The 25218-nt window shown below is 64.9% G+C and carries 23 protein-coding genes; 9 read left to right on the top strand and 14 right to left on the bottom strand.

All coding sequences use genetic code 11. The annotated features are described in order from the left end of the window. Positions 1–9: 9 nt before the first annotated feature. Both ACDH77_RS17145 and ACDH77_RS17140 read right to left on the bottom strand, forming a co-directional pair. Positions 10–729, bottom strand: a complete 720-nt coding sequence (locus ACDH77_RS17145) for an ABC transporter ATP-binding protein (protein WP_011348648.1) — start codon at positions 727–729, stop codon at positions 10–12. Between the two features lie 48 nt (positions 730–777). Further along, positions 778–2049, bottom strand: coding sequence for an efflux RND transporter periplasmic adaptor subunit (locus tag ACDH77_RS17140; RefSeq protein ID WP_014091116.1), 1272 nt, complete (start codon positions 2047–2049; stop codon positions 778–780). 205 nt (positions 2050–2254) lie between these two features. Between ACDH77_RS17140 and glmS the strand changes: the two genes are divergently transcribed. From glmS to ACDH77_RS17125, 3 genes are all read left to right on the top strand, one after another. Then, positions 2255–4084: a glutamine--fructose-6-phosphate transaminase (isomerizing) gene (gene glmS / locus ACDH77_RS17135; protein ID WP_031424967.1), complete on the top strand. Its 1830-nt coding sequence runs from the start codon at positions 2255–2257 to the stop codon at positions 4082–4084. Positions 4085–4434: 350 nt separating this feature from the next. Continuing rightward, positions 4435–4908: a hypothetical protein gene (locus ACDH77_RS17130; RefSeq protein ID WP_005914723.1), complete on the top strand. Its 474-nt coding sequence runs from the start codon at positions 4435–4437 to the stop codon at positions 4906–4908. Positions 4909–5142: 234 nt separating this feature from the next. Then, positions 5143–6282, top strand: coding sequence for a hypothetical protein (locus ACDH77_RS17125; RefSeq protein WP_029820326.1), 1140 nt, complete (start codon positions 5143–5145; stop codon positions 6280–6282). A gap of 130 nt (positions 6283–6412) precedes the next feature. Here ACDH77_RS17125 and ACDH77_RS17120 read toward each other — a convergent pair whose 3' ends face one another. The 6 genes from ACDH77_RS17120 to ACDH77_RS17095 form a co-directional block, all read right to left on the bottom strand. Further along, positions 6413–8278 carry a peptidoglycan-binding protein gene (locus ACDH77_RS17120; protein ID WP_029820325.1) on the bottom strand — a complete coding sequence of 622 codons (1866 nt, stop codon included), beginning with the start codon at positions 8276–8278 and terminating at the stop codon, positions 6413–6415. Positions 8279–8384: 106 nt separating this feature from the next. Further along, positions 8385–9143 (bottom strand): hypothetical protein, encoded by a 759-nt coding sequence (locus tag ACDH77_RS17115; protein WP_218488684.1) that lies wholly within the window; start codon positions 9141–9143, stop codon positions 8385–8387. A 323-nt stretch (positions 9144–9466) separates the two neighbouring features. Further along, a complete protein-coding gene (gloA, locus tag ACDH77_RS17110; RefSeq protein ID WP_005914729.1) occupies positions 9467–9991 on the bottom strand; it encodes a lactoylglutathione lyase in 525 nt (174 codons plus the stop codon). A 161-nt stretch (positions 9992–10152) separates the two neighbouring features. After that, on the bottom strand, positions 10153–11247 hold the full coding sequence (locus tag ACDH77_RS17105) for a copper resistance protein B (RefSeq protein ID WP_011348642.1): 1095 nt from the start codon (positions 11245–11247) through the stop codon (positions 10153–10155). Then, positions 11244–13049, bottom strand: a complete 1806-nt coding sequence (locus ACDH77_RS17100; protein ID WP_136733235.1) for a copper resistance system multicopper oxidase — start codon at positions 13047–13049, stop codon at positions 11244–11246. The genes ACDH77_RS17105 and ACDH77_RS17100 overlap by 4 nt, the downstream gene beginning before the upstream one ends. A gap of 86 nt (positions 13050–13135) precedes the next feature. After that, entirely contained in the window at positions 13136–13591 is a 456-nt protein-coding gene (locus ACDH77_RS17095) for a CopL family metal-binding regulatory protein (RefSeq protein ID WP_029820320.1), read from the bottom strand. A 91-nt stretch (positions 13592–13682) separates the two neighbouring features. On the opposite strand from ACDH77_RS17095, the gene ACDH77_RS17090 reads away from it, so the two are divergent. The 3 genes from ACDH77_RS17090 to ACDH77_RS17080 all read left to right on the top strand — a co-directional run bounded on the left by ACDH77_RS17090 (position 13683) and on the right by ACDH77_RS17080 (position 17842). Continuing rightward, complete coding sequence (locus tag ACDH77_RS17090) at positions 13683–14786, top strand: PLP-dependent cysteine synthase family protein (RefSeq protein WP_005914733.1); 1104 nt, start codon at positions 13683–13685, stop codon at positions 14784–14786. A gap of 184 nt (positions 14787–14970) precedes the next feature. Then, positions 14971–16995, top strand: a complete 2025-nt coding sequence (locus ACDH77_RS17085) for a M3 family metallopeptidase (protein WP_218488649.1) — start codon at positions 14971–14973, stop codon at positions 16993–16995. A gap of 139 nt (positions 16996–17134) precedes the next feature. Continuing rightward, a complete protein-coding gene (locus ACDH77_RS17080; RefSeq protein ID WP_109291106.1) occupies positions 17135–17842 on the top strand; it encodes an SH3 domain-containing protein in 708 nt (235 codons plus the stop codon). Positions 17843–18119: 277 nt separating this feature from the next. On the opposite strand, the gene fabB is transcribed toward ACDH77_RS17080, so the two are convergent. Both fabB and fabA read right to left on the bottom strand, forming a co-directional pair. Next, positions 18120–19328, bottom strand: a complete 1209-nt coding sequence (fabB, locus tag ACDH77_RS17075; RefSeq protein ID WP_372353565.1) for a beta-ketoacyl-ACP synthase I — start codon at positions 19326–19328, stop codon at positions 18120–18122. Beyond that, on the bottom strand, positions 19328–19843 hold the full coding sequence (gene fabA / locus ACDH77_RS17070) for a 3-hydroxyacyl-[acyl-carrier-protein] dehydratase FabA (RefSeq protein WP_014091107.1): 516 nt from the start codon (positions 19841–19843) through the stop codon (positions 19328–19330). The genes fabB and fabA overlap by 1 nt, the downstream gene beginning before the upstream one ends. A gap of 344 nt (positions 19844–20187) precedes the next feature. Between fabA and dinB the strand changes: the two genes are divergently transcribed. Continuing rightward, positions 20188–21267: a DNA polymerase IV gene (dinB, locus tag ACDH77_RS17065; RefSeq protein ID WP_008571016.1), complete on the top strand. Its 1080-nt coding sequence runs from the start codon at positions 20188–20190 to the stop codon at positions 21265–21267. 142 nt (positions 21268–21409) lie between these two features. After that, entirely contained in the window at positions 21410–22060 is a 651-nt protein-coding gene (gph, locus tag ACDH77_RS17060) for a phosphoglycolate phosphatase (RefSeq protein WP_029820315.1), read from the top strand. A 293-nt stretch (positions 22061–22353) separates the two neighbouring features. Here the strand turns inward: gph and ACDH77_RS17055 are convergent, their stop codons facing one another. Both ACDH77_RS17055 and ACDH77_RS17050 read right to left on the bottom strand, forming a co-directional pair. Beyond that, positions 22354–22752 (bottom strand): TfoX/Sxy family protein, encoded by a 399-nt coding sequence (locus ACDH77_RS17055; protein WP_008571013.1) that lies wholly within the window; start codon positions 22750–22752, stop codon positions 22354–22356. Further along, positions 22749–23231: a GAF domain-containing protein gene (locus ACDH77_RS17050; RefSeq protein WP_005920832.1), complete on the bottom strand. Its 483-nt coding sequence runs from the start codon at positions 23229–23231 to the stop codon at positions 22749–22751. Before ACDH77_RS17050 ends, ACDH77_RS17055 begins: the two co-directional genes overlap by 4 nt. Positions 23232–23462: 231 nt before the next feature. Between ACDH77_RS17050 and bioD the strand changes: the two genes are divergently transcribed. After that, entirely contained in the window at positions 23463–24137 is a 675-nt protein-coding gene (gene bioD / locus ACDH77_RS17045; RefSeq protein WP_218488651.1) for a dethiobiotin synthase, read from the top strand. Positions 24138–24249: 112 nt separating this feature from the next. On the opposite strand, the gene ACDH77_RS17040 is transcribed toward bioD, so the two are convergent. Beyond that, a complete protein-coding gene (locus ACDH77_RS17040; RefSeq protein ID WP_014091104.1) occupies positions 24250–24585 on the bottom strand; it encodes a phasin family protein in 336 nt (111 codons plus the stop codon). Positions 24586–24776: 191 nt separating this feature from the next. After that, positions 24777–25130 carry a 6-carboxytetrahydropterin synthase QueD gene (queD, locus tag ACDH77_RS17035; RefSeq protein ID WP_008576903.1) on the bottom strand — a complete coding sequence of 118 codons (354 nt, stop codon included), beginning with the start codon at positions 25128–25130 and terminating at the stop codon, positions 24777–24779. Positions 25131–25218: the final 88 nt, after the last annotated feature.

The raw sequence follows: 25218 nt of genomic DNA, 5'->3' as shown, positions 1-25218 counted from the left end.
GTGGGCTCCTCAGTCGGCCAGGGTTGCAACGGCGGCAGGCGTGCGCATCAGGCTGGGATTGCGTTCCAGGTCGGTGGCCTGCCCGTCGACGATGTGCACGTTGCGCTGCGCGCGTGCGGCCAGTTCCGGATCGTGGGTGACCATGACGATGGTGGTGCCCTGGCTGTTGATCTCTTCCAGCAGTTCCATCACCCCGCGCGCCATTTGCGAATCGAGGTTGCCGGTGGGTTCGTCGGCCAGCAGCAGGCGTGGACTGCCGGCCAGTGCGCGCGCAATCGCAGCGCGCTGCTGTTGCCCACCGGAGAGTTCGGTGGGGTAGTGACGCAGGCGCGAGCCCAGGCCGACCTTGGTCAGTGCCTCTTCGATGCGCTGCTTGCGCTCGGCTGCCGCCATGCCGCGATACCGCAGCGGCACATCGACGTTGTCGAACAGGTTGAGGTCGGGAATCAGATTGAAGCCCTGGAAGATGAAGCCGATCTTGCGGTTGCGCAGGCGCGAACGTGCATCGTCGGACAGATGGCTGACGTCTTCGCCATCGAGCAGATACTGCCCGCTGGTGAAGGTTTCCAGCAGCCCGGCCAGGTTGAGGAAGGTGGTCTTGCCCGAGCCGGAGGGGCCGGTGACCGCGACGAACTCGCCTTCGCGCACATGCAGGTCCAGCGACCGCAGCGCATGCGTTTCCACCTGTTCGGTGCGGAAGACCTTGGAGACCGCTTGCATCTTGAGCATTGCCGATTCCTTTGCGAAGAGAGTGTGCGACGAGTGGAAATGAGTGAATCAGTGGACGGTGACGCGCGGTGCGTCGCCAAAGTTGTCTGCACCGGAGACCACCACGCGGTCGCCGACCTGTAGCCCGGAGAGCACCTGCACTTCGCCCAGGCTGCTGACACCGAGCGTGACCGGGCGCCGCGCGGCGGTGTTGCCATCCATCACATAGGCATAGCTGCCGCCGGATTGTTCGACAAACGGGCCGCGTTCGACCTTGAGCACGTTGCGGCGCGTGTCCATCAACACGCGTGCGCTCATGCGCTGGCTCTGGCGCAGGCCTGGCGGCTGCTTGTCGGTGAAGCGGATGCGCGCGGTGACTTCGCCATTGACCACTTCCGGCGACACTGCCGAGATGGCGCCGGCGAACGGTTGGCCGCTGCCGCTGGTGAGCTGGGCCGGCATGCCGATCGCCAGATCGCGGGCGAAACTCTCCGGCACCTTGATCTCCACTTCGAACTTGGACAGATCCACCACGCCCAGAATCGGCGCGTTCGCCGCCACCTGGGTGTGCTGCACCGCCTGCACCTGGCCGACCTGGCCATCGAAGGGCGAGCGCAGCGTGAGCGCGTCCACCTGGCGCTGCACTTCGGCCACCACGGCGCGTTGGCGGTCTGCCAGCAGGCGCTTGTTGCGCGAATCCAGGTCCGCACCCTGGCTCTTCAACGCGGCATCGCGCTGGGCGTGCTGCAGGTCGATATCGGTCTTCTTCAAGGTGTCCTGCGCCTTGGCCAGTTCCACCTGCGGCACGGCGCCACCGTCGTAGCCGCGTTGGTAGCGCTCCAGGTCGCGTGCGGCAGCCTGCTTGTCGATCTGGGCCTGGTCGGTGAGCTTGCTGGCGTTGGCACGCGCCAGGGTGGCATCCAGGGCCGCGCGGCTGGATTCGGCCTCCAGGCCGGCCAGGGTGGCCTGCTCCTGCGCCAGCTTGCTGCGCAGCTCGGGGCTGTCGATGCGCGCCAGTTCCTGGCCCTGCTTGACGACGTCGCCAGCCACCACGCTCAGCGTCACCGTGCCGGCAGAGATGGCGTACAGCACCGGGCTGTTGGCGGCGATCACGCGGCCGTCGGCGGCGATGTCGCGTACCAGGTCGCCTCGGGTGACGGTGGCAACGCGCACGCGGCTGGCGTCGAACGAGCGGCTGCCGGCGCTCCACGCAGCCACGGCCCAGCCGATCCCGGCAAGCACCGTCACCGCGGCGACGCCAGGCCACAGCCAACGGCGCCATGGCGCGCGCTGGGCGGGTGTGCGGAGAACCTGGTCCTGGGCAGAGGTATCGCGAATCATGGTCGGCTGGCTCGGTGGCGTCACTGCGATAAAGCAGGACCCGTGCCAACGTTCAAGTCATTGAAATGGATGGTTTTGTTGGCGTGGCGACCGGTGTCCGCAGTGTCCGCGGACACTGCGGGCGGACACGCTGTCCGGGCACGGTCATGCAGCGGACAAGAGCGGACACGCTAAAATGTCCGACTTCTTTTGCGAGAGCTGTCCTATGTGCGGCATTGTCGGAGCGATCGCCGGGCGCGATGTGGTCCCGGTCCTGATCGAAGGACTCAAGCGCCTGGAATACCGCGGCTACGATTCCTCCGGCATTGCAGTGCTCGATGGCGTGCAGGTGCGCCGGGTGCGTCGCACCGGGCGGGTGGCCGAGATGGCGCAGGCCGCGCAGGCCGAACAGTTCGGCGCCACGCTGGGGATCGGCCACACCCGCTGGGCCACCCATGGCGGCGTCACCGAAGCCAACGCGCACCCGCACATCAGCGCCGGCGTGGCGCTGGTGCATAACGGCATCATCGAAAACCACGAGGAGCAGCGCGAAAAATTGCGCGCGCTTGGCTACACCTTCGAGTCGCAGACCGACACCGAGGTCATCGCGCATCTGATCCATCATCATCTGGGCAACGCCGGCGACCTGCTCACCGCGCTGCAGCGCACCGTCAAGGAACTCACCGGTGCCTATGCGCTGGCGGTGATGAGCCAGGCCGAACCGGAACGCTTCGTCTGCGCGCGCATGGGCTGCCCGTTGCTGATCGGGGTGGGCGAGGGGGAAAACTTCGTCGCTTCCGACGTGTCGGCGATCGTGCAGGCCACGCGCCAGGTGATCTTCCTCGAAGAAGGCGACACCGCCGAATTGCACCGCGATGGCGTGCGCATCTTCGACGGCAACGATGCACCGGTGGAGCGCCCGCTGCACCTGTCGGACGTGTCGCTGGCCTCGCTGGAACTGGGCCCGTTCCGGCATTTCATGCAGAAGGAAATCCACGAGCAGCCGCGCGCCTTGGCCGACACCATCGAGGCGGCGATCGATGCCAAGGGTTTCCCGGCATCGCTGTTCGGCGCCAACGCAGAAGCGGTGTTGCGCGACATTGAAGGCGTGCAGATCCTGGCCTGCGGTACCAGCTACTACGCCGGCATGACCGCCCGTTACTGGATCGAAGCCATTGCGGGGCTGCCGTGCAGCGTGGAGATCGCCAGCGAATACCGCTACCGCGCCGCGTATGCCAACCCGAAGCATCTGATCGTGACCATCTCCCAGTCCGGCGAAACGCTGGACACGATGGAAGCACTGAAATACGCCAAATCGCTGGGGCATTTGCACACGCTGTCGATCTGCAATGTGCCGGAAAGTGCGATCCCGCGCGCCAGCGAGCTGGTCTGCTACACGCGTGCCGGCGCCGAGATCGGCGTGGCCTCGACCAAGGCCTTCACCACCCAGCTGGCGGTGTTGTTCCAGCTCACCATGGTGTTGGGGAAGTTGCAGGGCCGCATCAGTGACGCCGAAGAAGCCGAGTATCTGGAGCAGCTGCGCTTTTTGCCCGGCAGCGTGCAGCATGCATTGAATCTTGAACCGCAGATCATGGCCTGGGCCGAACGATTTTCGCCGAAGGAGAATGCGCTGTTCCTCGGTCGCGGCCTGCATTATCCGATTGCATTAGAAGGCGCGCTCAAGCTCAAGGAAATCTCATATATCCACGCCGAAGCGTATCCGGCCGGCGAGTTGAAGCATGGGCCGCTGGCACTGGTGGATGCGGCGATGCCGGTGGTGGTGATCGCACCGAACGACCGCCTGCTGGAAAAGGTCAAATCCAACATGCAGGAAGTGCGCGCACGCGGCGGCGAGCTGTTCGTGTTCGCCGACCAGGACAGCCACTTCAGCGACTCCGAAGGCGTGCATGTCATCCGCACCCCACGCCATGCCGGCGTGCTGTCGCCGGTGATCCACACCATCCCGGTGCAGCTGCTGGCTTACCACACCGCCCTGGCACGCGGCACCGATGTGGACAAGCCGCGCAATCTGGCCAAGTCGGTGACGGTGGAGTAAGCGCTGCCGCGGTGCCGTCTGCGCGCACTGCCAGCTGCATGCAGTCGATGCATGCACGCAGTGCAGGTTCGGCTCTATCGCTGTCATGTTCCAGGATGGCGATTGCGTGCAACGTCGTGCTGGTTGCGCTGACGCGCAACGCGCGAGGTTCAGCTCCTCGCAAAGCAGTCGTCGACGTCCTGCCTTTGCACGTGGCGATGCCGCTTCCAGGAGTGGCCGTATCCGTCTGGCGAAGGCGCGGTCGCACTGCCAGCGGCCGATCCTTAGCGCTCCACCACAGCCTCTGCCAACGCAGTGGCCCAAGTTATGCATAAGCTCCTGGCGAGGGTCCACACCACGCAGGAGGACGTATGCACGAGTCTTTCAAACAGGGGGCGCCGGCCGAGTTGTGGCAGGCGTTGGTGCGCGAGGCGGGGCAGCGGATTGCGCGTCCGCTGGACGAATCGCGCGAGCATTATCTGGTGTTCGTGTTGCTGCGCTTCCAGCGCGATGCGCATCTGCTTTCGCGCACACAGGCGCTGGCATGGCTGCATGCGCAGGACCAGATCGGTAGCGTGCGGGCCGACGCATTGCGTGACGTGGGAGACGGTTGCCTGCTGATTGCAGGCCTGTTTCCGGGCGTGGCGCAACGCCGGCGCCTCAGTGTGGATTACTTCATCGATCTGGGCAGGGGCGCGTATTCCGAAGTGGCCGACACCCGCTGCAGCGATGCAGGTCTGTTCGCGCAACTGGCCCAGAGCTATCGCGAGCTGGTGCGTATATTGGCCGCATTGCGCACGCCACGCGATTGGCAACCAGGCCCAGGCGGAATCTTGCATGCCTAAGCAGTGAGCATCTGAGGGGCGGTCCCCACACATGCGTGGGGACCGCCCCGACTGCGATGGCTGCCGTGTGCGGGCACACTATCCCTGCAGGACGATCGGCCGGGTGCGTTTGTGCCATTACCCGTCGATCAGCGCCCTGCATGTGGGAAGCCGTCGTGTGCGAGCGGTGGCGCATCGGTCGCGCTGCATGGGGGACATGCAGCGCGTCGCACTTATCCATAGGGACAGGGATTCATGAAGACGTGTATCGCGGCGGTGCTATTGGCACTGCCGGGGCTTGCTGTTGCGCAAGACGTGCCGCTGGGCTATGCCGGACAGGGCGGAATGACGCTGCAGGAGATCGACCCTGCCATTTATGCGTATCACTATGACCACGGATTCGTGGGCGAAGATGCGATGGGCTGGGATCCTGCGCTGCAATTCGCCTGGTCGCGCATCGCAGCCGCCAAGGTCTGCGCACAGCAATCGCCGTCCGATGCATTGATCGGCAAGCTGGTGGAGCAGTACGGCAAGGATGCCGGCGTGCACCAGATCAACGGCATTGGCTTCCATGAGGCACAGATGCGGGCGGCTGGTACCTTCTGTACCGCTGCGCGCGTGACCGAAGCCACTGCGGTGGTGCCTGCGTTTGCAGGCGGAGATTTCTCCACGGCAACTGCCTATGCGGCTGCTGCAGTTGCAGGCACTGTGGCGGTTGCCGCAACACAGGCGCAACCAAGTCCGCAGTCCGATGCAGGCGTTGCCATGACGCCCTCGGCAGATTGGGCCTTGCAGCTCCCATTGCATTCGAGCATGCGGGTGGGCTCGAACGGCCTGCCCAACGGCGACGAAATGCTGCGTGTCGTCCGCCGCGGACATACCGGGATGGTCGTCGGTTTGCAGATTGCCACCAGCCTGTTCGCGCGCGGTGTTGCGGTCTCTGCCTTCGGAAAAGATCAGCTGAAAGGCGAAAAGATGGAGGCCCTGGGGAATCCCGGCTATCAATTGCAGCGCGATGCGGTCAACGCGCATTTGAAGACCTACTTCACCGGGCATCCGCGGGCCGTACCCGCAGAACCGTTCCCGTTGCAGGTGTTGATGTCGGACTGGCTGCTGGTGTATCAGAGCCTGGCCGATACCAAGTCGCCTTACGAGCTGCGCTACGCAGTGACGATCGGTGGGGAGCGCAGCGGCTTCTTGAAGCGCAAGGCGAGCCCGGTCAGTCTGGACTGCGCGCCGACACCGCGTACTGCCTCGCTGGAAGAATGGGAAGCCAACGATTACGCGTTGGTCAAAGCAGCCGCACAAGCCTACAGCGACGAATGCGCAGCGAAATTCGCCGAGCAGTTGCCGCAGTGGTTCCCTGACAGAGAAGCTGTTGCGACGTCCAACTGACGGACCAGTGCTGGTGGCGCCGGATATCCGGCGCCCGATGTGATGGGAAACAGCGCGTAATGCAGGCGTAAACCAGAAGAGGCACCGATCCATCGATCGGTGCCTCTTCTGTGTTTGTGTTGCGCGACGATCAACCGACGCTGCGCGCCTGGCTGCGTTGTTGCTCGTGCTGATCTTGAACCTGCGTCTGCGTCTGCGCTTCCTGCCGCACAGCATTGCTGCTCTGCTCCAGCGGCCGTTCCGCAGCGGTTGCCTTGTCGGTGTAGATCCGCTGATGCGCCGGGTCGGTTGGCTGACCCTGCACGGCAAACAGTCCGTTGCCGTCCTTGCTTTGCGCCACCATGTCGATGCGTTGCATGCCGCTGACCTTGGCTTCGAAGGTCATGTGGCCGGCCGCATTTACCAACTGCTGCCGATTGGCGAAGGCATTCGGACCGAGCTGCTCCAGCTTGTTGACGGCCTGATTGAACAGCGGGTGGTCGGGATTGGTTTTCTCCGAGAGCAGGGGCGTCTTTTCCGCCTGCTTCAACGCAGCCTGCGTATCGCGGCCAACCACGCCATCGTCCTGCAGCCCATGCGCACGCTGGAATGCCTTGACCGCCTCGCTGGTCCGTTGGCCATAGGCGCCGTCAGCCTTGAGTTCGTTACCGCCTGCGTCCTTGTAACCCAGTTGCTGCAGCGTCTGCTGCAATGTGCGCACTTCTGCGCCACGCGCATTTTCGCGCAGGACACCCGGCGCATCAGCGGCGGCGTGTGCCTGGCTGGGTTTGTGCTCGGTCGCTGCGTGAGATTGCTGCTTGTTCTGGCTGCGCTCCTGCAGCAGGTCGCGCGCCTCAGACAGCGGGTCGCTCGCATACAGCTTGACGCCCTTGGCGTGCTTGCGCTCGAGGTAGGAATCCAGCGAACTGAGCTCGACACCCTCGCCGCCACGGGATTGGCTGATCTTGAGCTGGCCATCCTTGGGGTCACGCACCACCATCGTGATGTGGTCGATGCCCTTGTAGCGCCCCTTGTCCCAACTCTGCGGGCCATTGTCCTCGCCGATGATCATGCCTTCCTTGAGGGTCTGGGCAGTCACATCCTTGCCTTGGATCAGCACGCCGGAGCGCAGCTCGGCCTTGCGCAGCAGTTCGGATGCACTGTCGAAACCAGGACTGAACTTTTCGTCCTTGGTGAAGATGGCCTTGCCGGCGCCCTTGTTGATCTCGTCCATGGTCGCGTTCTGCATCTCGACCACCCAGCCAGAACAATCGACCCTGCCTTTGTCGGGATCTTTCGCGCCCAGGCCGTATTTGACGTGATCGTATTTGTTGGTGAGGTCATAGGCTGCGTGAAGCGCAATGCCTTGCGCTGCGGGTTTTTCCGGCTGGGCAGGCGCAGAGTGCGCTGGCGCAGCGTGCGAGGGTGCCTGCTGCGTGGTCGAAATCGGCTCGATGCCTTTTTCAGGAATCCGGATACGGTCCATCTTCGTATCCCAGTACTGCACGAAGGTCTGTGCCATGTCCTTGTCGGACATGCGCCGGAACGTCGCCGAATCGACGCCGGTCAGGGACTTCAGCTCTTTCTCGCCGACATTGTTGAGAATGTTGGCGCGTGTGCTTTCCAGGCCAAAAGATCCCGTGGCGATCGCGGTCTGCAAAGAGCGATAGCCACCGGCGCCTTGCTGATGGGCCAGATACATATCCAGGCCATCGGGCTCGGGCTTGCCCGACAGGTACGGCCGCCCATCGCGTTCATGCCGATTGACCAGGCTCGTCCGGTTGTCCAGATACAGCCGCGCTGCTGCGTCGGTATTGGCCACCGCGTCCAGCTCGCGTCCGGCAATGCCGTACTGCTGGGCAGTTGGCGGCGTGAACTGGAATAGTCCTTTCGCACCGCCGGGGCCGCGACTGGCCAACTCGTCGAAGGCGCCGCCAGTCTCTACGTGGGCAAAACGCAGGAAGTCGTCACGCGGAATATTCCGCTCGGCCGCTTCGCGTTCGATGATGTCGAGCACTTGGGCTCGTGAGTAGTTCGTCGGCATCGCTCAAGGTCCTTGATTGAGTGCTGCAGCCACGCGGCTGCAGCGGTACGCCGCCCGAACCAATTCCTTTGGTCCTGTATCAAGGGGTCGGCAAATACGATTTGCTGGCGGCATCGTAGCGGTATTCAACCGTCGCGTCACCCCCGCTCGTCGGGGGAACGGCAGAGGCCGTTACCCGCAATGCGGGCAGTCCTGGCTGCTTCACGAACGCAAGCGTGCTGGTGTTCTTGACGCAGGCAATCTTGCCGGGCGCATCTTCGCCACAGTTGGCGCTGTTGTCCTCACCCGCCGGAATGTTGCCGATATAGGTCCAATGCTTGTCGTTGACGTTATCGGTTTCTTTCGGGTTGAACACGAGTGCGTCGTAAGAAAGGATGCGCACGCCCGACTGCAGGCTCCACGTCGGCACGGCCAGCACCAGCCTGCCGTCATCGGTGACAAAGGTCTGTGGTTGACGCGTCGTGTCGACGGTGTTGCCCTGCTCCATGCCGCCGAATTCGCCGATGTAAGGCTCTGCGCCAAGCAGCTTCCATGGAGACTTGCTCCCCGGTTCGCTGGCCACAAACGTGGCGTGAGCAAGCGTCACCTTGGTACCAGGGGCAGCATCGTGATTCTCGCGCTCGGCGCCATAGAGCTCGGGCGTTTCCCAGGCGAAGCCGGTGTAATACCGGGTACCGCCGAGTTCGAACTGAAAGCCGTACCAATAATTGATCCAGCTGCCATTGGCGACCTCGTAGGAGGTTGCGCCATCGCCGTCCACGTTGCTGATGAAATACAACACGCTGTCGGTCCGCGGCGGCTGCAATTGCTGGGTCGATCCCTGGGTTGCGTCCTGCATGGGAGGTGCATCCTTTTCTGACGGTTTTGGAGGAGTGCCGGCCGCGGCTGCGGCGGTCTTCGGAGCGGTGGCGTCCGGTGTCGTCTGTGTGCAGGCGGCGATCGTTGCTAGCGCAAGGACAAGTGAAATCTTCCTGACGAGCATTGGGGTGCATCCATTGCGGAGGGCGGCGAAAGTCTACTCCAGCCCGCCGTTGTGTCCAGTCGTTGCACCGGGCCTGGCGGCTCCCGCACGTCGTTGCGGCGCGGGGCTTCCACGTCGCGGATGCGCTGCGTTCGGCCTGTGCATCCGCTGACGCGCCAGCTTGCCGCTGAGCGGCGGACTTACGCCAAGGGCGTATTGGAAATGATCTCCACCCAGTAACCGTCCGGGTCCTTGATGAAGGCCAGGTGCTTCATGCGGCCGTCTTCCAGGCGTTTCTGATACGGCACGTTGAGGCTGTCGAAGCGTGCGCAGGCAGCATGGATGTCCGGCACCGAGATACAGATATGGCCGAAACCGCGTGGGTCGCTGTTGCCGTCGTGATAGACCGGGCCATCCTGGGTTTCGGTGCCATGGTTGTGGGTGAGTTCGAGCACGCCGGGGATGCCGGCCATCCACAGGCGACGCTGCGCGTCGTCATCGGGAATGGCCGTGCCTTCGGGCAGCAGCGCGAGAAAATACAGGCTGAATTTTGCGTCGGCAAAATCGCGTGCGTCGAGCAGGCGGAAGCCCAGGACACGGGTATAGAAATCCAGCGACTGTGTTGCGTCCTTGACGCGCAGCATGGTGTGGTTGAACACGAAGCCGTGCGTGTCGGCGGGCGCGGCATTGGCGCCTGGCACGTGTTGCAGATCGTTCAAAGGCATGGCGGTCTCCTGGTGTGGATTGCGGGTGGGGGGTGTTGCGCGAAGGGGGATGGTAGCCAGGGCAGGGTTGTCGGCGTGTCATGGCGAAAGGGCAGCGGTTCGAATGCGCTGGCGTTGGAGGAGAGGGCCAACTGCATCTGCCCGTGCACGATGCTATCGCCTCAAAACCACACGCGCACACCGGCAACAAAGCGGCTGTCGCGTGCGGGGGCATCGTCCATCGCGGCGCGTTGTGCGCTATCGCCGAAGCTGCGGCTGTGCACCCAGCCGATGTACGGCGCGAAGCGGCGGGTAATCTCGTAGCGCAGGCGCAAGCCAAGTTCCACCGCTTCCAGACCGCTGCCAATGCCGCGGCGGTTGTCGTCGGTAAGCGCGATGTCGGCTTCCGCACGCGGCTGCAGGATCAGACGGTTGGTCAGCAGTACCTCGTATTCGCCTTCCAGCCGCAGCGCCGCGCGGCTGCCAGTGCCCACATACAGCGTGGCTTCGGTTTCGAACTTGTAGGGCGCCAGGCCTTGCACGCCGAAAGCGGCCCAGCTGCGATGTTCGCCTGCGCCGATGTCCTGGCGCGCGCCGATGAGTACATCCCACCATGGCGAAATGGCATGGCCATAGAACGCCTCCAGCGAGGCAGGTTCGGTGCGCCCGTCGTGCCGTTCGCCCTCGCTGCGCAGCCAGAGCCGGTCGATGTCGCCGCCGATCCATGCGCGCGATTCCCAGGCCTGGCCGCTACCGCGATGCGTGTTGGACGCTTCAAGCCGATCGAGCAGGACATAGTGGTTGATACCTGCCGAGTGCATCGTATGCGTGTGCAATGGTGCGAATGCGGCGGCGATGTCGTCCGCCGTGGGTGGGGGAATGGGGTCGCGAGGGAGTGGGTGACTGCGTGTCTCGGCGGGTGATGCAGGAGTTTGTGCAGCGTGTGTGGGCTGCGTGTGGTGCATCTTGGAGTGATCCATCGACGCGTGATCCATCGCCTGGTGGTGCATGGATGCATCGCCCATGGATCCATGCTTCATCGATTCATCGTCCATGGGGCCGGTACCCGTGTCAGCGTGCGCCATGTGAGCGTGGTCCATGTGAGCGGCCTGAGATGAGGCAGGGGTCGTCTGCATGCCATCGGTCACTTGCATCGCATGGTCCTGCATGTCCTGCGGTGCGTCCTCCAGCGCATCGTGCTGATGCTCCTGCGCAAGTGCAGATGCGCTCGCCAGGAACGCAGCAGCCAACCAGGCCTGTGTGCGAAAGCGACTCATGCCTCCACCCGCACTTCGCGCATCATTCCTGCTTCCATGTGGTACAGCAGATGACAGTGATAGGCCCAGCGGCCGAGCGCATCGGCACGCACGCGGTAGGTGCGGCGGGTGCCCGGCGGCATGTCGATGGTGTGCTTGCGTACCTGGAAGTTGCCGTGTGCATCTTCCAGGTCGCTCCACATGCCATGCAGGTGAATCGGGTGCTGCATCATGGTGTCGTTGACCAGCACGATACGCAGCCGCTCGCCGTATTGCAGACGCAAGGGTTGCGCGGAAGCGAACGCGATGCCATCGAAGGACCAGGCGAATTTTTCCATGTGCCCGGTCAGATGCAGCTCGATGTCGCGCCCGGGTTCGCGCCCATCCGGATCCTCGAACACGCTATGCAGATCGGCGTAGCACAGCACGCGGCGGCCGTTGTCGCGCAGGCCCACGCCGGGGTCGTCCAGGCGCGGTGCGGTGGCATTGCTGCGCATGTCGATCAGCGGGTTGCCGGTTTCGCTGGCGGGATGATGCGGCGCCTTGTCGTGTGCCTGGGCATCGTCGTGCGAGTGCATGGTGTGCGTCCCATGCGCCGCCAACATCCCGGGCGCGCCGTGCATTGCGGGTAGCGCGTGGTGCATCCCATCGCCATGTCCCATGTCCTGCATGGTCAGGATGGCGCGCCGATCCAGTGCGGGAATCGGCGCCTGCAAGCCGTGTTGCACTGCCAGCGTGCCACAGGCAAAGCCGGTGCGGCCCATGTCCTGCGCGAATAACGTAAACGCATCCTGGCCGAGCGGTTCGACGATCACGTCGAAGGTCTCGGCCGCGGCGATGCGCAGTTCGTCCACGCTGACCGGATGCACGTACTGCCCGTCGGCGGCCACCACGGTCATGCGCAGGCCGGGAATACGGATGTCGAAGTAGGTCATCGACGAGCCGTTGATGAAACGCAGCAACACCTTTTCGCCTGGCTTGAACAACCCGGTCCAGTTGCCGGCCGGCGCCACGCCGTTGAGCAGGTAGGTGTAGGTGTTGGCGTTGACGTCGGACAGGTCGGTCGGGGTCATGCGCATGCGCCCCCACATGCCGCGGTCGGCCAGCGTGGCGCGCAGGCCGTCGTCGCGCGCATCGCGCAGGAAATCGACGACCGTGCGCTGCGCGTAATTGTCGTGGCTGGGCATCTGCTTGAGCCGGCGGAACAGGGCGGCCGGGTCCAGGTCGGTCCAGTCCGAGAGCAGCACCACATGCTCGCGATCGTGCCGGTACGGCGGCGGCGTCAGCGGGTCGATGACGATGGCGCCATACAGCCCGGACTGCTCCTGAAACATCGAATGGCTGTGGTACCAGTAGGTGCCGGACTGGCGCAGCGCAAAGCGGTAGTGATACTCCTGGCCCGGCGCGATGCCGTCGAAACTCATCCCCGGCACGCCGTCCATGTTGGCCGGCAGCAACAGGCCATGCCAATGCACCGAGGTGGCTTGGTCGGCCAGCGCGTTACGCACGCGCACGCCCACCGTGTCGCCCTCGCGCCAGCGCAGGGTGGGCGCCGGCAGGCTCTGGTTGACCGTGATTGCGGAGCGGGTGTGTCCGGTGAAGTTCACCGGCAGGCGGCCGATCTGCAGCGACTGGCTGCTTCCACGTAGCACCGGCGTGGTGGCCTGGGCGGCGGCGCGCGCGTCGTAGCGCCACAGGCCGCTGGCTGCGGCGACGCCGCCCAGGGCCAGGCCCTGGACGAAGCGGCGCCGGCTCAGACCGCTGGCGGTTGAGCCGTGGGAAAACGGGGGATCGAAAGACATGACATCTCCTGCGCGCTCCATCGGCAAGATGGAGCGCAGCGCAAAACTGAGGAAACCCGCGCAAGCACGCGCGGGGCCGAGGGCGGCCAAGGCAGGGCCGTCGGCGCTCAGGCGATGGGAGGTCGTACCGGTTGGTCGGGCAGCGGGCTGCTGCGCCCCTCGGTCAGGGTGTCCGGCACCGCCGGGTGGCCGAGCAGGCCGGCGGCTACGGCAGGCAAGGTTAACAAGGCGAGGCTGGCGTGCTGCAGGCAATCGCAGCTGCCCAGCTTGCAGCAGTCGGGCGCGTGCGCACGCGTGGCCTTGTCGTGCCACTGCATGGCTGTCGGCGTAGGCATCGCGTCATGGCACGGCACGGCTGCCGGTGACTCGCTCTGGGTCGCGGCGGTGCCTCCCGCCATGGTCACGGCGGGCATCGCGCCCGACGCCATTGCCGGCATGGCCATGCCCACCGACGCCCACGCGCCGGTTGCCGTATTGGCAACCAGGCTCAGGCACAGCAGCAGGCGGAGCAGGCGATGCAGCACAGGTAGTCGCGGCAGTGACAGGTGCAGCGAGCATAGCATCGGCCCCCAGCTGTCCGCCCGATGCGCTGGGTGCGTAAGCGGGCAGGTGGGGGCGGTAGAATTGAGGCTACTTTCGCAGCCAAGTCCTGCCATGTCGCAGCGCCAGTGGGTGGCCGCCGCCATCCGGAAGATCGAGGCCGATTTCAATCGTTCGGCCGACACCCACCTGATTCCGATGGAACTGCCGGGCTATCCGGGCATCGACCTGTACTTCAAGGACGAGTCCAGCCATCCGACCGGCAGCCTCAAGCACCGCCTGGCGCGCTCGCTGTTCCTGTACGCGCTTACCAATGGCTGGCTGCGCGCCGGGCGCCCGGTGATCGAGGCGTCCAGTGGCTCCACGGCCATTTCCGAAGCGTATTTCGCGCGTTTGCTCGGCGTGCCCTTCATCGCGGTGATGCCCGCCTCGACCTCGCCGGAGAAGATCGCCGCGATTCAATTCCAGGGCGGCCGCTGCCACCTGGTCGAACGCGCCTGCGACCTGGACAGCGCCTCGCACCAGCTCGCACGCGAGACCGGCGGGCACTTCATGGACCAGTTCACCTATGCCGAGCGTGCCACTGACTGGCGCGCCAACAACAACATCGCCGAATCGATCTTCAAGCAACTGGCCGAAGAGCCGCACCCGATCCCGGACTGGATCGTCTGCAGCCCCGGCACCGGCGGTACCAGCGCCACCCTGGGCCGCTACGTGCGCTATCGGCGCCATGCCACCCGCATCCTGTGCGCCGACCCGGAAGTGTCGGTGTTCTTCGACGGCTATTGCCGCGCAGTAGACGGCCAATGTCCCAAGGAGCTGGCCATCACCGGCGGTTCGCGCATCGAAGGCATCGGCCGCCCGCGGGTGGAATCGAGCTTCATTGCCAGCTGCGTGGATGTGATGATCAAGGTGCCCGATGCGCTGAGCCTGGCGGCGATGCGCCACGTCAGCGCCACGCTGGGCCGCCGCGTGGGCGGCTCCACCGGCACCAACTTCGTCGGCGTGCTGCAGGCTGCCCGGCGCATGCGCGACGAAGGCCGGCAGGGCTCCATCGTCACCATCCTGTGCGATGCCGGCGAACGATACGCGCACAGTTATTACGACCCGGCCTGGTACCAGGCGCGCGCGATCGATGTCAGCGACAGCGATACAGCCATTGCGCTGGCCGTGAACGGCGGCGATTTGCCTGCCTTGCCTTGTGCGGCGCTGGAATGACCGCCATATCCGGGACGTAGGCATCAAGGCGCTGCGCTCACCGCCACGCCCGTGCGATCGGTGTCCGCAGTCGGCGGGTCCAGGCGCGCACCGTGCCCTCGGTGCCGTGCTCACCTGCTGACGGTTGCGTGCCACGTTTGCCGATCCTTGAATCCACTCATCCAGTCCATTGCCGGAGCGCTCCATGACCAACCCGCTGCTCGATCTGTCCGGACTGCCGTCCTTCGATGCGATCGGCCCCGAACACGTGGGCCCGGCGATCGACCAACTGCTCGCCGAGGCCGAGGCGGCGGTGAAGGCGGCCGAGCAGGTCAGCCCGGTGTGCTGGGACAGCTTCGTCACGCCGCTGGACGATGCCACCGAGCGGCTATGGCGTGCGTGGGGGCAGGTGGGGCACCTGCAGGCGGTGGTCAACACGCCCGAGCTGCGCGAGGCCTATAACTGCAATCTGCCCAAGGTGAGCCGCTTCGGCAGCGCGCTGGCGCAGAATCTGGCGCTGTATGCGCAATACAAGGCGCTGGCGCAATCGCCGGAAGCCGCACACTTCGATGAGGCGCGTCGCAAGGTGCTGGAAAACGCGCTACGCGATTTCCGCTTGGGCGGTGCAGAACTCGATGATGCCGCCAAGGCGCGGTTCGCACAGATCCAGGAAGAACTCTCGGCGTTGGCAGCCAGGTTCTCGCAGAACGTACTCGACGCTACCGATGCGTGGTCGTACGTGACCGAAGACCAGACCCAGCTGTCGGGCCTGCCGGCAGAAGTGATTGCCGCCGCACGCGCCGCCGCCGAAAAAGACGGCGTGCCGGGCTGGAAATTCACCTTGCAGATGCCGTGCTATCTACCGGTGCAGAGCGATGCCGACAGCCGCGACCTGCGCGCGCGGCTGTATCGCGCCAATGCCGAGCGCGCGTCCGAATTCGGCGATGCCACGCTGGACAACAGCGCCAACATCGATCGCATCCTGGCCCTGCGCGCCGAGTTGGCGCAGCTGCTCGGCTTTGCCAGTTACGCCGACTATTCGGTTGCCACCAAGATGGCGCAGAGCCCCGACGAGGTGATGGGCTTCCTGCGCGATCTGGCCGCGCGCGCCAAGCCGCATGCACAGCGCGACCGCGCCGAGCTGGAAGCCTTTGCGCGCGACGAGTTGGGTCTGGATGAACTGCAGGCCTGGGACCTGGCCTACGCCTCGGAAAAACTCAAGCAGGCGCGTTACAGCTTTTCCGAGCAGGAGGTGAAGCAGTACTTCACCGAACCGAAGGTGCTGGCCGGCCTGTTCGATGTGATCCACAGCCTGTACGGGCTCACCGTCAAACCCGACAGCGCGCCGGTGTGGTACCCGGACGTGCGGTTCTACCGTTTGGAAGATGCGCAAGGCACCCTGGTTGGCCAGTTCTATCTGGACTTGTATGCGCGCGAAGGCAAACGCGGCGGCGCGTGGATGGACGATTGCCGCAATCGCCGCAACACCGCCAACGGCGTGCAGACGCCGCTGGTGTATCTGGTGTGCAACTTCGGGCGCGGCAGCGGCGATGCACCGGCCACCTTCCGCCACGGCGAAGTCACCACGCTGTTCCATGAAATGGGCCATGGCCTGCATCAGTTGCTCACGCGGATTGGCGAGCTGGGCGTGGCCGGCATCAATGGCGTGGAATGGGACGCGGTAGAGCTGCCCAGCCAGTTCATGGAAAACTTCTGTTGGGAGTGGGAGCGCGTGCAGGCGATGACCGCGCACGTGCAGACCGGCGAACCGCTGCCGCGTAACCTGTTCGATCGCCTGCTGGCGGCGCGCAATTTCCAGAGCGGCATGTTCACCGTGCGTCAGCTGGAATTCGCCCTGTTCGACATGCAACTGCACAGCACCTACGACCCGTCGCAGGACAGCGTGCTGCAATTGATCGAGCGCGTGCGTGACGAAGTGGCGGTCAATCGGCCGCCGGCATGGAATCGCTTCCCGCATCAGTTCAGCCATATTTTTGCAGGTGGCTATGCGGCCGGCTATTACAGCTACAAGTGGGCCGAAGTGCTCAGCGCCGATGCCTATGCCGCATTCGAAGAGGCGCCCGATCAACTGGAGCAGACCGGCGCACGGTTCCGCGCCGAGGTGCTTGCGCGTGGCGGCAGTCGTCCGGCGGCGGAGAACTTCCGCGCGTTCCGCGGTCGGGCCCCGACCATCGATGCGCTGCTACGGCATAACGGCATGGCGGGCTGACGGCGCCGATGGCGCAGTCGTCACCTGCTACCGTCGCCACGGCGTTCGCATTGCATTGAGGTGAGCTGTCCTATAACCGCGACCTGGCGCCTCTTCGGGAGGCGCAGCATGCGGCGGGATAGGGCACAAGGAGAGCGCAATGCAGCGACGTTTTTCATGGAGTGCACTATGGCTGATGGCCGCGGCCCTGCCGGTTTGGGCGCAGCACACCGGCCACGCCAACGGTCTGGTTGGCCTGCGCGCCGGACCTTCCGAAGAGTACCGGCGCGTGGGCGAAGTTCAGCCCGGCGGTACGCTGCAGGTCTATGGCTGTCTCGACAGCGGCGTCTGGTGCGATGTGCGTTCACCGGAGGCACGTGGCTGGCTTCCTGCGGCCTCGATCGTGCTCGCTCACGGCGCCCTGAATCAGGTGGTGCCGAAGCTGACGTTTTCGCTGGATGCCTACTGGGACACGCATTATCGCGGCCGCGCATGGACCGTCGAGAGCGAGCGCGCCTACTGGCGCGATCACACTCCAGGGGACTCGCTGCCACTAGAGCTGCTAGCACCTGGCGAGGGCGTGACGGCGGACGGAGTACAGTCCCTGGCAAGGCGCGCCAAGGCCGAAACACGCGCAGAAACCGAGCGCACCCAGCGCGAGCGGGCCGTGATCGACCGGGCTGCGCTGAATCGGATAGATGCCGACAGGCGGGACGACAAGATACATCGGTGCGAACGCTCGGGAAGTCAGGACGACGCCGTGCAGAGCTGCATCTCCCAGGCACGCAGCGATTACGAGCAATCGGTTCGGCAACGGTGCGAAAATTCACGCAACCAGGATGACGCGCTACAGCGTTGCATCGATTAGACACGCATCGAGTGCGAGAAATTGCCTCGGCAATGGAAATTGGTGGCCGTCACGATTGCCAGCCGACCGCTCGTCGAACCAGGCCCGGCGTGCACTAGGAGGATACGCGCGGTTGGCCGCTGGGCCGGCATCAGCGGCGCAAGCGTGCGCTTGCTACGGCAGGCCTGACGCTTCGGCTGAGTGCCTGCAAGACCCTGGCAGCATTGCGTGATCTAGGCGCGCGTTGCCGCATCGCAGGCGAGCCACCGCAGCGTGATCGCGGCGGTGGCGCCAGTGGTTACACCCGGCCGAAGACCAGTGCCGCATTGGTGCCACCAAAGCCGAAACTGTTGGACATCACCGTGTTCAAGGTCGCGTCCTGTGTCTGCCGCAAGATAGGAAAGCCTTCGGCACGCGGGTCGAGTTCGTCGATATGCGCCGAGCCGGCCATGAAGCCATCGCGCAGCATCAGCAGGCTGTAGATCGCCTCGTGCACGCTGGCCGCGCCCAGCGAGTGCCCGGAGAGCCCCTTGGTCGAAGACAGCGGCGGCACGTTGTCGCCGAATACCTCGCGCACCGCGCCCAGTTCGGTGACATCGCCCAACGGCGTGGACGTGCCATGCGTGTTGAGGTAATCGATCGGGCGCTGCAAGCCCTGCATGGCCATGTGCATGCAGCGCACGGCGCCTTCGCCGCTGGGCGCGACCATGTCGGCACCGTCGGAGGTCACGCCATAGCCGAGCAGTTCGGCATGGATGCGTGCGCCACGCGCGATGGCGTGGTCGTAGTCTTCCAGCACCAGCATGCCGCCGCCGCTGCCGATGACGAAGCCATCGCGCTGCGCATCGTACGGGCGCGAGGCCACGGCAGGGCGATCGTTGAAGCCGGTGGACAGCGCGCCCATCGCATCGAACATGACGCTCATGGTCCAGTGCAGTTCTTCGCCGCCACCGGTGAACATCACGTCCTGCGCGCCATGCCGGATCAGATCTGCCGCCGCACCGATGCAATGCGCAGACGTCGCGCACGCGGCCGACAGCGAGTAGCTCAGCCCGCGTATTTTGAACGCGGTGGCCAGCGATGCGGACACCGACGAACACATCGTGCGCGGCACCATGTATGGGCCTACTTTGCGCACGCCACGGTTGCGCAGCAGGTCGGCGGTTTCCACCTGCCATTGGCTGGAGCCGCCACCGGAGCCGGCAATCACGCCGGTGCGCAGGCCGCTGACCTGCTCGGCATCCAGGCCCGCATCGGCGATCGCATCGCGCATTGCCAGGTATGCGTAGGCCGAGGCATCGCCCATGAAGCGTTTGAGCTTGCGGTCGATCAGGCTGTCCAAATCCAGCGCCACCGCACCGCCGACCTGGCTCCGCAGGCCTGCTTCGGCGTGATCGGGCAGCGCGGTGATACCGGAGCGGCTCTCGCGCAGTGCGCTGGAGACGGTGTCCAGATCGTTGCCCAGGCATGAGGTGATGCCCATTCCGGTAATGACGACGCGACGCATCAGAAATTCTCCGTTGAAGTGAACATGCCCACACGCAGATCCTTGGCGGTGTAGATCTCGCGCCCATCCACCAGCATGCGTGCATCGGTCTGCGCCATCACCAGCTTGCGGTTGATGACGCGGCTGACATCGACCTCGTAGCGCACCAGCCTGGCGCTGGGCAGCACCTGGCCGGTGAACTTGACCTCGCCGCAGCCCAACGCGCGGCCACGGCCTGGCGCGCCGATCCAGGTGAGGAAAAAGCCGGTCAGTTGCCACATCGCATCCAGGCCCAGGCAGCCTGGCATCACCGGGTCGCCGATGAAGTGGCAGCCGAAGAACCACAGGTCCGGGCGGATATCCAGTTCGGCACGAATCAGCCCCTTGCCATGTGCACCGCCGGCGTCGCTGATCTCGGTGATGCGGTCGAACATCAGCATCGGATCGTTGGGCAGACGGCCGCTGTCGGGCGCAAACAATTCCCCACGCGCGCTGGCCAGCAATTGGTCGCGCGAGTACGTACTTTGACGAGTCATGACGAACGTGTCCTGCAAGGAGCGAGAGGCGAGGCGGGGAAGGGTGCATGAGGTCGCGCGGTTCAATCAAACGTTTTATCCGTACGCATGCGTGCTGTTTTCCGCTGAGTGTGCAGTGCGCAGATGCACTGTTGCAGGCGAAGTCACGGTGCTCGGGACCGCCGTCGGCACATGCGTGGCAGGCCTGCATGGTAGTCGTGCAGGCGCTGCCGTCGATGCGTTACCTTGCTATTGAGTACGCGCTCGTGTTCGCTTTGCCAATCCGTGGCGATGTCTCTCGACGCAAGGGGTGAGACGGCGCTGGCTTATCATGGGCGCAGACCTGCGACAGAGAACCCCGCTTGATGCGCAAGATCGTGCACGTGGACATGGATGCGTTCTACGCGTCCGTGGAGCAGCGTGACGATCCGGGCCTGCGCGGCAAGCCGGTAGTGGTGGCCTGGCGCGGCGCGCGCTCGGTGGTGTGCGCGGCCTCCTACGAAGCGCGGACCTTCGGTATTCGCTCGGCGATGCCGGCCGTGCGTGCCGAGCGCCTGTGCCCGGACGCGATCTTCGTGCCGCCGGATTTTGCGCGCTACAAGGCGGTGTCGCGGCAAGTACGCGAGATTTTCCATCGTCATACCGACTTGGTGGAGCCGTTGTCGCTGGACGAGGCCTATCTGGACGTCACGCACGCCAAAACCGGCATGCAGTTGGCCACCGAGGTCGCGCAGTTGATCCGTACGCAGATCCGCGAGGAAACCCAGCTCACCGCATCGGCCGGCATCGCGCCGAACAAGTTCCTGGCCAAGATTGCGTCGGATTGGCGCAAACCCGATGGCCAGTTCGTGATTGCGCCCAGCCGCGTGGATGCATTTTTGCTGCCGCTCAAGGTCAATCGCATTCCCGGCGTAGGCAAGGTGATGGATGGCAAGTTGGCGGCGCTGGGCATCGTCACCGTGGCCGATCTGCGCCAGCGGCCATTGGAGGAACTGCAGGCGCATTTCGGCAGTTTCGGTCAGAGCCTGTATCGCCGCGCGCGCGGCATCGACGAGCGCCCGGTCGAGCCGGATCAGGAAGTGCAATCGGTCTCCTCGGAAGACACCTTCAGCGAAGATCTGGCGCTTGATGCACTGGACCCGCACATCCTGCGGCTGGCCGAAAAGACCTGGCTCGCCACGCGCCGCACCGAACGCATCGGGCGCACGGTCGTGCTGAAATTGAAGACCTCGAATTTTCGCATCCTGACGCGCTCCTACACGCCCGAGCAGCCGCCTACCTCGCAGGAGGCGCTGGCGCAGATTGCCCTGGCATTGACCCGCCGCGTGGAGCTGCCCACGCAGACGCGCTATCGCCTGGTCGGTGTGGGCTTGAGCGGTTTCAGCGATGTCGAGGATGGCGCCGTGCAGGGGCAGTTGTTCGGCCAGATGCCGCCGTTGGAGTGAGCGGCACGTGCTGCATTGCGTCTCGCATGCGGCGATGACTGCATCTAACGCAGGTGGCGAGCAATCCCCAGCGCTTGGCAGTGACATGCGCTGAATCTTGCACTGCGTACACTGCGGCTCTCCCACGCACGAGGCCGTCCGAATGTTTCCGTATCCGCTGGTGATCTTCGACCTGGATGGCACGCTGGTGGACAGCGCACCCAATATCGCCGAGGCTCTCAACGGCACATTGCAGGAGTTGGGGCTACAGCAGTTCAGCCAAGCCACGATCCGCAGCTGGATCGGCGAAGGCGTCAAGGTATTGCTTGCCACCGCATTGCGCGAAGCCGGCAGCACGCGCGATGCCGATGCCGAAATGCCGGTGATGATGCGCCATTACGAGGCGAGCCTGCTGCACGACCCGCAGTTGTACCCGGGCGTTGCCGACGCGCTGGCCGGCCTGCGCGATGCGGGCGCCACGCTGGCCTTGTGCACCAACAAGCCTGCGCGTTTTATCGCGCCGTTGCTGGAGCATCTGGGTATCGCCGCGCATTTCAGCCGTGTGCTCGGGGGCGATTCGTTGCCACAGCGCAAGCCCGACCCGGCACCGCTGCTGCAGCTTGCCAGTCACTTTCAACGCAGCCCGCAACAGTGTCTGATGGTCGGCGATTCGGCCACCGATGCCGCCGCCGCAAACGCCGCGAACATGCCGCTGGCGATGGTGCGTTACGGCTACCTGCGCGGTTTCGATGTGCAGCGCGCCGGTGCCGTGGCCATCGTCGACGACATGCGTGAACTGCTCGCGTTGCGCTGACCTTCGCGCGCACCACGAATCGACCGATGCGGCAGCGTGCGTTACGGCCCCAGGCGCAAGCTCGGGCGTCGGCGCTGAAGCGGGAGATTGTGCAACAGCGACCTGTGCCGCTGAGCAGCCAGCACCCAGGACACGGTGGTGAGCCATGCATGCCGACCGGTGCGTGTCGTCGCAGGACCTTGCGCTTCAGGCTCTGAAACGAGCCATGCGTAGTGCGACGCGAGGCTGCATGCATGAGCGCGCGTATGGGCCAGCTGCATCGATCAGCCGATTGCCGGGCGCTGCCGGCCGATTCAATCCTCGCCTGCTCGCTCTGCATCCGCAGCGTCGTAAAGGTCGGTTGCCGTATCCGCGTCGCCGTGCGTATCGTCGTTGTCGGCGCGCACATAGTGCACGGTTTCCACCGGACCGCCGACGGCACGGCCGCGCACCGGCAGCAGCGCGCTGGCCGCTTCATATTCAGCGAGCAAGGCATGCCGGCGCGCTTCGGGCACGTCCTGCCAATGGCAATCGGCCAACGCGCCTTCCAACGAATACAGCAGGTTGAGGCTGGGCTTGAAGCCCGCGCGGCGCACCTTGACGAATGCGCCCACCGCACCCACCGCTTGCAGGTCCTGCTGCGTGCGCAGCCCGACCTGGCGCAGCCATGCCGCGCTTTTGGGCCCGATGTTGCGCATCCGCTCGGTGGTCACGCCAGCGCGTCTACGAAGAGTTGCGCAATGGCTTCCAGGCCACGTTGATCGTCGGCATCGAAGCGGTCCAGCTCCGGGCTATCCAGGTCCAGCACGCCGATCAGCGCATCGCCTTTGACCAGTGGAATCACCAGCTCCGAGCGCGATGCCGAATCGCAGGCAATATGCCCGGGGAACGCGTCCACATCGGCAATGCGCTGGCTCTGCCGGGTACTGGCGGCCGCACCGCACACGCCCTTGTCCAGCGGGATGCGCACGCACGCCGGCAGGCCCTGGAACGGCCCCACCACCAGCTCGCGGCCGTCGTAGAAGTAGAAGCCGGCCCAGTTGAGCGACGGCAACGAATGGAAGATCAGCGCGGCCAGATTGGCGGCATTGGCGATCCGGTCCGGCTCGCCGTGCACCAGTGCCTGGGCCTGGGCGGTGAGCTGGGCATATTGTTCCGGCTTGCTGCCGGTCAGCGAAGAGGTGGCGAACATCGGCAAAGTTTAGCAGTGGCCGTCTTGCAGCGTGGTTGCGATCGGGCAAGGAACGCGCAGGAGCTTTCCAGCACTGAGTCGCGATCATTGGCCGAGGCAGCCAGCGGCGCGCACAGGGGCAACGTGGCCCCGCAGGCAAACGACAACCAACCGTCCTCAGCCGCACGTGCAGTGCGCACGCTATGCTGCGCGCCCTCACGGCAATGGCGGCGCGGCCGCAGGATCAGGCGTATGCAGCATCCAGCTTTTTATGTCACCGGCACCGATACCGGCATCGGCAAGACCATGGGCAGCACCGCGCTGTTGCACGCCTTGCGCGCACGCGGCCATCGCGCCGTCGGCATGAAGCCGGTGGCCAGCGGCTGCGAGCACACGCCGCAGGGTTGGCGTAACGAAGACGCGCTGGCGCTGCAGGCGGCCAGCGATCCGCAGCCGGACTACGCCACGCTCAATCCCTACGCCTTGCCGGCGCCGCTGGCACCGGAACTGGCGGCGGCCGATGTCGGCGTAACGCTGGCGCTGGAGCCCATCGCACACGCGTTCGCGCAATTGCGCACGCAGGCCGAGGTGGTGGTGGTGGAAGGGGTGGGCGGGTGGGTCGCGCCGCTGAGCGCGACCCTGGACCAAGCCGATCTGGTGCGCGCCTTGCAGCTGCCGGTGGTGCTGGTGGTCGGCGTGCGGCTGGGCTGCATCAACCACGCGCGGCTCACTGCTGCGGCCATCGCCGCCGATGGGCTGCAGTGCATCGGGTGGATCGCCAATGAAATCGATCCGCAGATGGAGCGCATCGAAGAGAACATCGGCATGCTGCGCCAGCGCCTGGCGATGCCGTGCTGGGGCCGGATCCCGTGGCGGCCGGGCGCCGACGCTGCCGCCCAGGCACACGGGCTGCAGTTGCCGCGCTAGCTGGCACGGCGCGCTCGCGCGGGCAATAAAAAAGCCCGACAGAGGGAGGGATCTGTCGGGCCGGATTGCACGGGGGGAGGGACCCATGCAAAGACGCTGAATTTATTGGCGCTTACTTACGCCGGGTCTTGCCTGATGCGCCGGCCTGGTCGCTGCCGTTTTCGAACTGCTGCTTGGCAAACTGCCCAAGCTCGCTGGACATCTTCAATCCCAGCCCGACCACTTCCTGATTGACCGAGGCCAGGCGTTCCAGGTTGTCGCGCGCAACCTGCAAGCCTTTCGGCCAGAGCGTCTGGTAGGCGCCCAGATCGCGCGCCTGCGCAAACTCGCCGAAGAAGCTGCTGGTCGCGTTGACGTTGCGTTCCAGTGTCTCCAAGGCCAACTGGTTGGCACGTGCTGCGACAGACGCGAACTGATTGGTGAAGCTGTTTTCGAACTGCGCCGACATTGCGAACCCCTTGGGGAAAGCCGTGACCGTTTGTTGCGTTGCAGCATACGCCGATGTTGCTGCGATGCAACACGTTTCCTGAAGATTTTCCAAACGTGCGTAGAGGCGCTTTAACATCAATAGTTTAGCCGGCCGCTCAAATAAGAAAAGCCGCCAGCTGGCGGCTTCAGGTCACCCCACTGCGCTGCCGCTTAGCCGCGATAGCGACAGCCGGAGGTGCAGGTCTCGTGCACCACGATCTCGCTCAGCTGCGGCAGCGCCGGCTTGAGCTGCTGCCAGATCCAGATCGCCAGGCGTTCGCTGGTGGGGTTTTCCAACCCTTCGATGTCGTTGAGGTAATGGTGGTCCAGGCGGTCGTAGATCGGCTGGAAGGCCGCCTTGATGTCGCCGAAATCCATGATCCAGCCGGTCTCGGCGCCGGGTTCGCCGCTGACATGCAGCTCGACGCGAAACGAATGGCCGTGCAGGCGCGCGCATTTATGCCCAGGCGGCACGTTGGGAAGCCGGTGCGCGGCTTCCAGGGTGAAGACCTTGAAGATGTCCATGATGGTGGTTCGGCAAGCAGGAAGAGGGAGGGATGCGTGACTGCACAGGGCAGGATCCCGCAAGAGACCGGGCAGGCCGGGACGGACA

Origin of the sequence: Xanthomonas axonopodis pv. maculifoliigardeniae (genome assembly GCF_041519315.1) — a bacterium.
Taxonomy (GTDB): Bacteria; Pseudomonadota; Gammaproteobacteria; order Xanthomonadales; family Xanthomonadaceae; genus Xanthomonas; species Xanthomonas euvesicatoria.
This window is presented reverse-complemented; position numbering and strand designations above follow the sequence as displayed.